Source organism: Streptomyces sp. NPDC057950 (genome assembly GCF_042887295.1).
Taxonomy (GTDB): Bacteria; Actinomycetota; Actinomycetes; order Streptomycetales; family Streptomycetaceae; genus Streptomyces; species Streptomyces kaempferi.
Window position 1 is genome coordinate 310,731 of record NZ_JBHVPP010000009.1, and the last position, 9,530, is coordinate 320,260.

Sequence of the window (9,530 nt, forward strand, 5' to 3'; positions counted from 1 at the left end):
AGGATCAATGCCGGGATTCAGCGACCGCCGAGGGACCCGTTCCCGCCGACGGAGGTGCCTTCTCCGTCAGCAGCGAGAAGTACGCCCCGAAGGCCTCGGTCAGCCCCGCCAGGAGCTCCTCGCCCTTCTCTGCGGAGGCCCTCGACGGGCGGCCGATGACGCCGGACCCGGTATAGCCGGACATACCGAGGGTGAGCAGATGACGCCGGTCGTCCGCGACGAAGTCGGAGGTCTCGTAACCGGGCCGGATCAATTCCGGGTGCGTGTGCAGAAGAATGGAGGTCTCGATTTCTCCCGCGTGCATATCGGTGAGCAACGAGGTCTCCACACCGGCCCGTTCGAGCGCGGCCTCCCAGTCCTCGGCGCCCGGGAAAAGCGCCATACGCGTACCGCTGCCCGCGGATTCCTGGACGGCATTGCCCAGCACGTAATTCCCACCGTGTCCGTTGACGAGTACCAGGGTGTCCACCCCCGAGCGGCGGAGGGATTCGGCTATGTCCCGCACCACCGCGTAGAGCGTGACGGCGGAAATACTGACGGTCCCGGGCCACGCGGCGTGCTCGTGCGAGCAGGAGATCGTCAACGGAGGAAGGAGATGGACCGGATGGGCGGCGGCGATCTCATGGGCGATGGCGCAGGCGACCAGCGTGTCCGTCGCCAACGGAAGGAACGCCCCGTGCTGTTCGAAGCTCCCCACGGGCAGTACCGCGATCTGACGGGCGACACCGGCCCCCCGCTCGCGCACATCCTCCGTGGTGTCCGCCGGCAACAGGCCGGATACCGTCGAGCGCGTTCCCGAACCACTCATGTTTCACGGCCTTTCGACTCTTCTTTCGACTCTGCTTAGGAACCAGATCATGACAGATGACTTCGCAGTACTTGCCGGGACCGCGCGCCGCTCTGGTGTCGAACGAGTCGTGATTGCCCCTCTGCCCACGGTGTACGGCGTTTTCCAGGCGGTCGGCTACCTGGACCACGACCGTGGAGAGGAGCAAGTGGCCCTGGTCCACGGGGAAGTCGGTGATCTCGCCGGCGGTGGAGAGGATGCTACGAAGGAAGGCGTCCTCACCCGGCTCCATTCGGAGTGCCTCACCGGGGACGCCTTCGGCTCCACGCACTGCGAGTGCGGCGACCAGCTCGCCGCGGCGCTGCGCGCCATCGCCGCCGAGGGACGCGGCATCCTCGTCTACCTCCGCGGCCACGAGGGCCGCGGCATCGGCCTGCTCGCCAAGCTGCAGGCGATGAAGCTCCAGTCGGAGGGCCTCGACACCGTGGAGGCGAACGTCGCCCTCGGTCTGCCGGTCGACGCCCGCGACTACCGGGTGGCCGCGGACATCCTGCACGACCTCGGCGTACGGTCGGTGCGTCTGCTCTCGAACAACCCGCGCAAGCGTGAGTCGCTGCAGCGCAACGGCATCAAGGTCGCCGAGCAGGTTCCGCTGCTGATACCGCCGTGCGAGGAGAACCTCGGCTACCTGCTCACCAAGCGGGAGCGCCTCGACCACTTCCTCCCTCACCTGGACGGCGGCGACTGGGCGAAGACGATCTTTTGCGGAACGGCGAAGGCGGCTATCACTGAGGAATGACACAAGACGACGCCGGACCGCTGTACCTGTCCCGTGAGCAGGTCGTGGAGCTGCTGGACACGGACACGGCGATCGCCTCGCAGCGCGCGGCGTTCACCGCGCTCGGTGACGGCACCGCCGAGCTCCCCGGCAAGATCATGCACCCCAGCCGCTTCGACGACAGCGTCGTCTTCGCCTACCTGGCGCGGCTGTCCGCGGACACCGGGGCCGTCGCCAAGTTCGGCAGCGTCAACCCGGGCAACGCGGCGGCCGGGCTGCCGACCGTGCACGCCGTGATCAACGCGCTCGATCCGGTGACCGGCCGGCTCGCCGCGGTCATGGACGGCACGGCGGTCACCACCCTGCGCACCGCCGCCGCCAGCGCCGTCGCCCTCGACGCGCTCGCCACCGCGGACAGCGCGGAGCTCGGTCTGCTGGGCTCCGGCACCCAGGCGCTCGCCCACGCGCGGGCCGTGGCCCGGGTACGGGAACTGCGGTCCGTACGGGTGTGGAGTCCGCATCCCGGCCGACGGGCGGACGCGGCCCAGCGGCTGGCCGCCGAACTCGGCGTCGCCGTCGAGGCGGCCGGCACCGCGCGGGAGGCGGTCGCCGGGGCGTCGATGGTCGCGGCCTGTACGCTCAGCAGCACACCCGTCGTACGGGGCGAGTGGCTGGCACCGGGGTGCACGGTCGTCAGCGTGGGGTCATTCGAGCCCACCCGCAGCGAGGTCGACGCCGAGGTGGTCCGGCGGGCCGCGGCGGTGGTCGTCGACGATCCGGTGACGGCGGCGGAGCACGCCGGCCCGGTCGTCGAGGCGCTGGCCAGGGGAATCCTCGCGCCGGACGACCTGATCCCGCTCGGCGGCGTCCTGACCGGGGTCCGCGGGGCCCGAACCGGCCCGGACGACATCGTCCTCTACATCAGTGTGGGGCTCGGCATCCAGGACGCCGCGGCAGCCTGGGCCGTGATCGACGCGGCCCGTGCCCGGCGGGCCGGGCGGTGAAGGGGGCGCTCAGGTCGTGGTCATCGGCGCCGGCGTGGACGGCACGAGCGTCGCCTGCCACCTGGCCCGCGTGGGCGGACGGGATCGTCCTGGCCGAGTGTGACGAACCGGCCTGTGGCCCCACCGGGCGGGGCGTGGGCGGCGTCCGGGCGCAGTTCTCCGTCGAGCTCGGCATCCGGCCGGGCGCCCGCAGTCCGGAGGGGTTCGCCCGTCGGGGCGGAACCCGGCCGGCATCAGCCCCGGGCGTCGCGTTCCGCGGACCGGGTGAGCCGGGTCAGTCCCGCACGGCCTCGTGCACGAGCCGCTTCAGCTCGGGGAAGTGCGCGTGGGACCCCGCCGGGCGGACCTGGGTGAAGAACTGCACGGTCATGTCCCGGTGCGGGTCGACCCAGAAGGTCGTACCGGCCACGCCGCTCCAGCCGAACGCGCCCTCGCTGGAGGGGGACCGGGTGATCTCCGGGTCCACCACGACGGAGACGCCGAGGCCGAAGCCGAGGCCCGCGTTGCCGGGCTCGCGGTGCAGCGGGCTGCCGAAGGTGCGGCGGTCGACGCCTCCCGGGAGGTGGTTGGACGCCATCGTGTCCACCGTCTCCGGCTTCAGCAGCCGGACGCCGTCGAGTTCGCCGCGCCGGCGGAGCATCTCCATGAAGCGGTGGTGGTCGTGGGCGGTGGCCACCATGCCGCCGCTCCCGGACAGGAAGCGCGGGCGGCCCTGCAGCGGCAGCCCGGCGATCGGGGTGACCCGTCCCTCGGAGTCCTCCCCGTAGAGCTCGGCGAGCCGCTCGGACTGCTCCTCGGTGACACAGAAGCCGGCGTCCGTCATCCCGAGCGGGCGGAAGATCCGCTCGGCGAGGAAGACGTCGAGGTCCTGGCCGGACACCACCTCGACGAGACGACCCAGGACGTTGGTGGAGACCGAGTAGTTCCACTCGGTGCCCGGCTCGAACTGGAGCGGCAGACCGGCGTACACCTCGCAGGTTCCGGCCAGGTCCGTGCCCGGCGCCACCGAGGACTCCAGACCGGCGTCGCGGTAGAGCGCGTCGACCGGATGGGAGTGGTAGAAACCGAACGTCAGGCCGGAGGTGTGGGTCAACAGGTGCCGGATCGTGAGGGGTTGACGGGCCGGACGGGTCCGTGTGCCGGCCCCCGACCCGTCGACGTACACCCGGGGTTCGGCGAAGGCGGGCAGGAAACGGGCGATGGGATCGTCCAGTTGGAAGTGTCCCTCTTCCAGGAGCATCAGCGCGGCCACCGAGGTGACCGGCTTCGTCATCGAGTAGATCCGCCACAGCGTGTCCGTCTCGACCGGGAGCCCGGCCGCGCGGTCGCGCCATCCGTGTGCCGCGAGGTGCGCGACCGTGCCGTGCCGGGACACGGCCACCAGGCAACCGGGCAGCCGGTGGTCGTCGACCAGGTGGGCGAAGTACTGGTCCAGCCGGGCCAGCGCCTTCGGATCGAGGCCGACCTCATGTGGCTCGACCTCTTGTCGCAGGTGTCCCATCGTTCTCCTCCGCACTGCGGGTCATGGACTGCCTCGTGTTCATCGTCCCGTACGGAGTTCCCGCGTTCGCCCCGGGGCAGTCCGGCCGGCGGGTCGGCGCCCCGTCGCGTCCCGGCAGCCGCAGCCCGAGCGGCAACCCGGCCACGGCCACGGCCGCGAGAACCGTCAGAGCGGGACCCGTCCGGACACCACCCGCGGCGGGCATCAGCACGGTCGCCGCGGCAACTCCCAGTGTGGGCCCGACGTTCATGGCCGTCTGCTGGAGACCGCCCGCCACCCCCGCCGACTCCGCGCGGACATGCCGCACGACGACCGTCGTCGCGGTGACCATCACCCCCGCGAAGCCGGCTCCCAGCAGGAGGAAACCGGCACCGATGATCAACGCCGTGGACTCCCGGTCGAGCCGCGACAGCAGCAGGACCCCGGCCGCGAGGACGCACAGCGCGGCCAGGGCCGTCCGGCGTGCCCCGAACCGGCGCATGTGGACGGCCGACACGGGCGCGCCCAGCACCATCATGACGGCCGCCGGCAGGGCCCGCAGGCCGGTCTGCAACGGGTCGAGACCCAGTACCTCCTGCAGGAAGCAACTGCCCGCGAACAGCGTGCCGAACATCGCCGCGGAGGCCACCACCAGAATGCCCAGCGCCGCGCCGACGGTCGCGGAACCCAGTGACGCGGGCGGCAGCAGCGGGTTCGCGGCACGGCGTTCGTGGCGTACGAAAACGGCCGCCACGACCACCGCCACCACCAGCCCCGCCGTGCTCCCGGCCGTCCAGCCGGTCCCCGGGACCCCGACCAGTGTGCGGACCAGACAGGCCAGGGCCACCGCGAGCAGGCAGGCCCCGGACAGGTCGAGCCGGACCGTCGGCCCGGGGGAGCGCGCCGGTTCCCGGACGGCGAGCGCCGACCCGCCAAGGGCCAGCGCGGGCACGACGTTGAGGAAGAAGACGGCCCGCCAGCCGAACTGGCCGACCAGCGCCCCGCCGAGGACCGGACCGGCGGCGGCCGCGAGACCGATGGCACTGGTCCGCAGTGCGATGGGCCGGCCGATCCGGTCGGGCGGGTAGACGGCACGCAGCATTCCGAGGGTGGCGGGCTGCAGCAGCGCGCCGAAGACCCCCTGGGCGACCCGCAGCCCGATCACCCATCCGATGCCGGGGGCGAGGCCGATCCCCGCCGACGTCACGCCGAAGCCGAGGGAGCCCACGGCGAAGACCCGCCGGTGACCGAAGCGGTCCCCGAGCCGCCCCGCGAACACCAGTAGGCAGGCCACCGCGATGAGGTAGCCGGTACTGGTCCACTGGACCTGCACGAGAGAGGCGCCGAGATCCCGTCGCAGGGTGGGCTGCGCCACGGTCAGCACGGTGCCGTCCAGGGCGACGATCACGGCTCCGACGATGCTGTTCGTGAGCGTGAGGCGGTGGCGGACCGTCGGGCCTGGCCGCTTCACGCCTCCTCCGGTCCGAGATGCGCGTCCAGTGCGGCCCGCAGCAGAAGTGCGAAGTCGGATGCTCCGGTGCCGAGTTGGAGGCTTCCCCAGCTCCACAGTTGGGCGATGCCGTGCAGGTTCGCCCACAGGGCCCCCGCGGTGATCCGCGCCTCGGTCGCGGGTCTCACCCGGCCCACCAGGTCTATCAGTACCCCGAACAGCGGCAGGCTCGTCTCCCGGAGCCCCAGCCGGTCGCTCGCCAGCAGGTCGTGACGGAACATCAGCTCGTACATACCGCGTCGCGACAGCGCGAAGTCCAGGTAGACCCGCCCGAGGGCGGTGAGCTGTGCGCGGGGGCTCGCCGCGCCGTCGCCGACCGCCTCGGTCACCCGGGCTCCGAGGTCCGCGAAACCTCGCCGTGCGATGGCCGACAGCAGGTCCAGATGGGTCGGGAAGTAGCGGCGCGGCGCCCCGTGCGAGACCCCCGCCCTGCGGGCGATCTCCCGCAGGGTCAGCGCCTGTGCCCCCTCCTCGGCCACCAGATCGACGCCGACGTCGACCAGCCGGGCCTTCAGTCCTGTCTCCCGTTCGTCCATGGACGCTGTCTACCAGTACCCAGTAGACAGTGTCTACCGCGTGCGCGTGCCGGTCGGGGAATGACGGTCCGATCCGAAGGGTTGATCCCCGTATGACCCAGGACGCGACGCAGGACGCACTGCTCAAGCTGCTCTCCGAGTACAAGGGCGGGGTTCTCGCCACCCTCAAGAGGGACGGCCGCCCCCAGCTGTCGAACGTGGTCCATGCCTACAGTCCCGACGAGAACGTCATCCGGGTGTCCCTCACGGACGACCGGGCCAAGACACGGAACCTGCGCCGGGATCCGCGAGCTTCGTACCACGTGACCAGCGACGACCGCTGGGCGTACACGGTCGCCGAAGGCACCGCCGAGCTGACGCCGGTGGCCGCGGACCCGCACGACGAGACCGTCGAGGAGCTCGTCCGGCTCTACCGCGATCTGATGGGCGAGCACCCCGACTGGGACGACTACCGGGCCGCCATGGTCCGCGACCGGCGGCTCGTGCTGCGGCTGCACGTCGAGCGCGCGTACGGCGCGCCGCGCGCACGCTGACACCGGCCGCCGTCCGGGACCCGCGCGGAGCTCCCCGGGCCGTTCGTGTGACGAGGGCCGGCGGGAGCTCCGCGCATCCCGGCCGCCCCTGAATCCGGCCGGGGTGCGCGGAGCGGCTGCGTGCGGCCCGCGCCGTCGCGTCGCGCGCTGTTCCGGCCGGTGTCCCCGCCGTGTCGTGCGCTCGGCCCCGGCCCGATGTTCTGGCCGTCCGACGTCGGCTGTCAACCAAGTCCCGGCGTGACATTCGCCGGGGAATGCCCAAGTCCCGTGCGTCGAGGGGCTGTCGGGGTCCTGGACGGGAGGGGGAGGGCTGTGCCGTCACGGCCTGCCGCCGCGCCGTCGCGGCCTGCGCGGGAGGTCACCGCCCCTCCGCGCCTCATCCGGCGGATATTACCCACGAGTTGACATTGAAACGCCAAAGACCACCGCTATCATCACACCACCTGCGGAACACCTCCTGCGGAGCTACCGTCGGCCGACAACAGTGGCCGTCGTGCAACCGAAGCAGCACATCCATGAACGACGACAGGGGCAGAGGACTCTCCCATCCGGAGTCCTCGGTTCGTCCGACACGGTGGTGACGGCGGTCGAGCGGTCCTTTCTTCACGAGGGTCTCCCCACCGACTTCTGAGAGAGTCCGCATGGCGAGAGACCGCTTCACCCCCGATTTCGACCCCGACGGCGGGGACGCACTCCTCAGCACCGCACGCCAGGACATCGCCGTCGGCCGCTGGCAGAGCCTGCGCGACCTGCTGAGGGCCACCGGCCCCGCGTGGCCCGTGCGCGGCCACCGGGTGCGGCTGCTGGCGGCCGCCTGCGTGGACAACTCCTCGGTCGAGTCCTGGCTGGCCGCGGAACCCCGCGGCGGTGACGCCCTGGTGCTGCGGGCCGCGACGGAGGTCGCCAGGGCCTTCCACCTGGCAGGCGCGGCGGGCGGGGGTGCCCCGGTCGAACGGCGTCGCGTCGACCAGGCCGTGATGGCCTGCCTCCAGGGCGCCGAGGCCTACCCGGACGACCCGACACCCTGGATCTGTCTCATCTCCGTGGCCCGGCTCTATCCGGCCGGGGTGCGCCGTCAGGAACTCGGGCGCTGGTGGGACGAGTTGCACGCCCGCGATCCGTACAGCGTGGAGGGGCACCTCCAGGTGCTGCACTACTACTCGGCGCGCTGGCACGGGTCGCACGACCTCATGTACGACTTCGCGCGGGACGCGGCGGCCGTCGCCCCGCCGGGCTCCGCGCTGCCGGTCCTGCTTCAGGTCGCGCGGGTGGAGGAGTACCGCGCCGTCCTGGAGGAGGCGAACGGCCGGCGGGACACGCCCGCCGGGTTCGACCGGCACTGGAACCACGACCAAGCCGTCAGCGACGTACGGCGCAGCTGGCAGCGCTGGCTCACCGCCCGCTCCGAGGGGCCGCCCGCACCCGAGGAGGTGCGGCACTTCAACTACCTGGCGCACGCCGCCTGTTACGCCGGACTCACGGACCTGGCAGGACCGATCTTCCGGATGGTCGGGCCGCGTGCCAGCCGCTCGCCCTGGTCCTGCACCGGCGATCCGGAGAAGGAGTTCGTGAAGTGGCGCAAGCGGTCCTCGCGCGGCACCTGAGCCACTTCACGCGCCCCTGATCCGGCGTGGTCGCTACAGGTCGAACTCGTGCGGCGGCAGGTCGAGCGCGAAGCACGCCTCCCGCACCACGGCCTGCTCGGTCTTGTCGAAGTCGCCGTCGGCGCCGCCGATCACGATGCCGATCTGGATGACGGCACGTGCCTCGGCGGGCTTCTTCTTGGCCTTGGCGATCTCCTGGAGGACGCTGACCTTGCCGAAGGCGAAGTCGGCGGTCAGCTTGTTCAGGTTGTCGTCGAAGCGACGGCGCAGATCGTCGGCGTCGAAGTTCTGCAACACCTCGTTCGTGGCGATGAGCTGGGCGACGCGCTGCCGCTCGGACGGATCGACCGACCCGTCCGCCGCGGCGACGAGCGCGCACATCGCCATGCTCGCGTCGCGGAAGGCACCGCTCTTGAGATCGTTCTTCTTCGCCACGAGCTGGGTCTGCATCGTCGACGCGGACTCCTTGATGCGGTCCCACAGGGCCATGAGAACTCCATACGTTGGCAGAGGTCCGGTCCGCCCGCGGGCGGACCGGAAACCTCCTCGGTTTCTACAGCATCGTAGAAACTAGCGGACCGGCGTGGAAGTTCCGGTGGCGTTCCACTCGGCGATCACCGGATGTCCGTGCTCGGTGGACAGCCGGCTGACGGTTCCGGTCGAGAGCTGGAAGAGCCGTCCGGCGTCCGCCGGGAGCCCCAGCCGACGGGCCGTCAGCACCCGCAGGAAGTGCGCGTGGGCCACGAGGACCACGTCGCCGGGGTGCTCGCGGAGCGCCGCGTCCACGCGGGACAGGACCCGGTCCGCGCGTTCCCCCACCTCCTGCGGCGACTCGCCGGGACGGCCGTCCGGGCCGGGCGGCACCCCGTCCTCCCACAGGACCCAGTCGGGCCGGGTGCGGTGGATCGCACGCGTGGTGATCCCCTCGTAGCTCCCGTAGTCCCACTCGTGCAGATCGGGATCGGTCACCAGTCCGGTCAGGCCCGCGAGTTCCGCGGTCCGTACGGCCCGGTCGAGGGGGCTGGTGAACACCTGTGCGAAGGACTGCCCGGCGAAGAACGGCGCCAGGGACTTGGCCTGTTCCTCGCCGTGCTGGGTGAGCGGCAGATCGGTCCAGCTGGTGTGCCGGCCCGTCAGGGTCCACTCGGTCTCCCCGTGGCGGACCAGTATGAGGTCGCCCATGGCCCGGCCTACTCCGCGGACTCGACGGCGTGGCCGCCGAACTGGTTGCGCAGTGCCGCGATCATCTTCATCTGCGGCGAGTCGTCCTGGCGTGAGGCGAAGCGGGCGAACAGTGA

At 71.6% G+C, this 9,530-nt stretch carries 10 protein-coding genes and 1 pseudogene; 4 read left to right on the plus strand and 7 right to left on the minus strand.

Annotated features, from left to right (window positions below; translation table 11 throughout):
* Positions 1–4 precede the first annotated feature (4 nt).
* Positions 5–808, minus strand: coding sequence for a creatininase family protein (locus ACFVTC_RS17770; RefSeq protein WP_390127849.1), 804 nt, complete (start codon positions 806–808; stop codon positions 5–7).
* Positions 809–857: 49 nt separating this feature from the next.
* Here ACFVTC_RS17770 and ribA point away from each other — a divergent pair, with 49 nt between their 5' ends.
* Positions 858–1,586: a GTP cyclohydrolase II gene (gene ribA, locus ACFVTC_RS17775; RefSeq protein ID WP_390127851.1), complete on the plus strand. Its 729-nt coding sequence runs from the start codon at positions 858–860 to the stop codon at positions 1,584–1,586.
* Positions 1,583–2,569 carry an ornithine cyclodeaminase family protein gene (locus ACFVTC_RS17780; RefSeq protein ID WP_390127853.1) on the plus strand — a complete coding sequence of 329 codons (987 nt, stop codon included), beginning with the start codon at positions 1,583–1,585 and terminating at the stop codon, positions 2,567–2,569. The genes ribA and ACFVTC_RS17780 overlap by 4 nt, the downstream gene beginning before the upstream one ends.
* A 274-nt stretch (positions 2,570–2,843) precedes the next feature.
* Here ACFVTC_RS17780 and ACFVTC_RS17785 read toward each other — a convergent pair whose 3' ends face one another.
* From ACFVTC_RS17785 to ACFVTC_RS17795, 3 genes are read right to left on the minus strand one after another with little or no spacing between them, the layout of a single operon-like run.
* On the minus strand, positions 2,844–4,070 hold the full coding sequence (locus ACFVTC_RS17785; protein ID WP_390127855.1) for a serine hydrolase domain-containing protein: 1,227 nt from the start codon (positions 4,068–4,070) through the stop codon (positions 2,844–2,846).
* Entirely contained in the window at positions 4,036–5,520 is a 1,485-nt protein-coding gene (locus tag ACFVTC_RS17790) for an MFS transporter (RefSeq protein WP_390127857.1), read from the minus strand. The genes ACFVTC_RS17785 and ACFVTC_RS17790 overlap by 35 nt, the downstream gene beginning before the upstream one ends.
* On the minus strand, positions 5,517–6,095 hold the full coding sequence (locus tag ACFVTC_RS17795; RefSeq protein ID WP_390127859.1) for a TetR/AcrR family transcriptional regulator: 579 nt from the start codon (positions 6,093–6,095) through the stop codon (positions 5,517–5,519). Before ACFVTC_RS17795 ends, ACFVTC_RS17790 begins: the two co-directional genes overlap by 4 nt.
* 92 nt (positions 6,096–6,187) lie before the next feature.
* Between ACFVTC_RS17795 and ACFVTC_RS17800 the strand changes: the two genes are divergently transcribed.
* Positions 6,188–6,628, plus strand: a complete 441-nt coding sequence (locus ACFVTC_RS17800; protein WP_381234959.1) for a PPOX class F420-dependent oxidoreductase — start codon at positions 6,188–6,190, stop codon at positions 6,626–6,628.
* Positions 6,629–7,269: 641 nt separating this feature from the next.
* Positions 7,270–8,232 carry a hypothetical protein gene (locus ACFVTC_RS17805; RefSeq protein WP_390127862.1) on the plus strand — a complete coding sequence of 321 codons (963 nt, stop codon included), beginning with the start codon at positions 7,270–7,272 and terminating at the stop codon, positions 8,230–8,232.
* Positions 8,233–8,265: 33 nt separating this feature from the next.
* Here the strand turns inward: ACFVTC_RS17805 and ACFVTC_RS17810 are convergent, their stop codons facing one another.
* From ACFVTC_RS17810 to ACFVTC_RS17820, 3 genes and pseudogenes are all read right to left on the minus strand, one after another.
* Entirely contained in the window at positions 8,266–8,721 is a 456-nt protein-coding gene (locus tag ACFVTC_RS17810) for a tellurite resistance TerB family protein (RefSeq protein ID WP_168531046.1), read from the minus strand.
* Positions 8,722–8,802: 81 nt separating this feature from the next.
* Positions 8,803–9,414 (minus strand): histidine phosphatase family protein, encoded by a 612-nt coding sequence (locus tag ACFVTC_RS17815; protein ID WP_390127863.1) that lies wholly within the window; start codon positions 9,412–9,414, stop codon positions 8,803–8,805.
* 8 nt (positions 9,415–9,422) lie between these two features.
* A pseudogene (locus tag ACFVTC_RS17820) lies at positions 9,423–9,530 on the minus strand (6-phosphogluconate dehydrogenase); the annotation flags it as partial.

Bases quoted from the DNA above. Each gene is read 5' to 3' on its own strand.
- ACFVTC_RS17805 (WP_390127862.1), top strand. From the start codon at position 7,270: ATGGCGAGAGACCGCTTCACCCCCGATTTCGACCCCGACGGCGGGGAC.
- ACFVTC_RS17795 (WP_390127859.1), bottom strand. From the start codon at position 6,095: ATGGACGAACGGGAGACAGGACTGAAGGCCCGGCTGGTCGACGTCGGC.
- ACFVTC_RS17785 (WP_390127855.1), bottom strand. From the start codon at position 4,070: ATGGGACACCTGCGACAAGAGGTCGAGCCACATGAGGTCGGCCTCGAT.
- ACFVTC_RS17800 (WP_381234959.1), top strand. From the start codon at position 6,188: ATGACCCAGGACGCGACGCAGGACGCACTGCTCAAGCTGCTCTCCGAG.
- ACFVTC_RS17780 (WP_390127853.1), top strand. From the start codon at position 1,583: ATGACACAAGACGACGCCGGACCGCTGTACCTGTCCCGTGAGCAGGTC.
- ACFVTC_RS17815 (WP_390127863.1), bottom strand. From the start codon at position 9,414: ATGGGCGACCTCATACTGGTCCGCCACGGGGAGACCGAGTGGACCCTG.
- ACFVTC_RS17810 (WP_168531046.1), bottom strand. From the start codon at position 8,721: ATGGCCCTGTGGGACCGCATCAAGGAGTCCGCGTCGACGATGCAGACC.
- ribA (WP_390127851.1), top strand. From the start codon at position 858: ATGACAGATGACTTCGCAGTACTTGCCGGGACCGCGCGCCGCTCTGGT.
- ACFVTC_RS17770 (WP_390127849.1), bottom strand. From the start codon at position 808: ATGAGTGGTTCGGGAACGCGCTCGACGGTATCCGGCCTGTTGCCGGCG.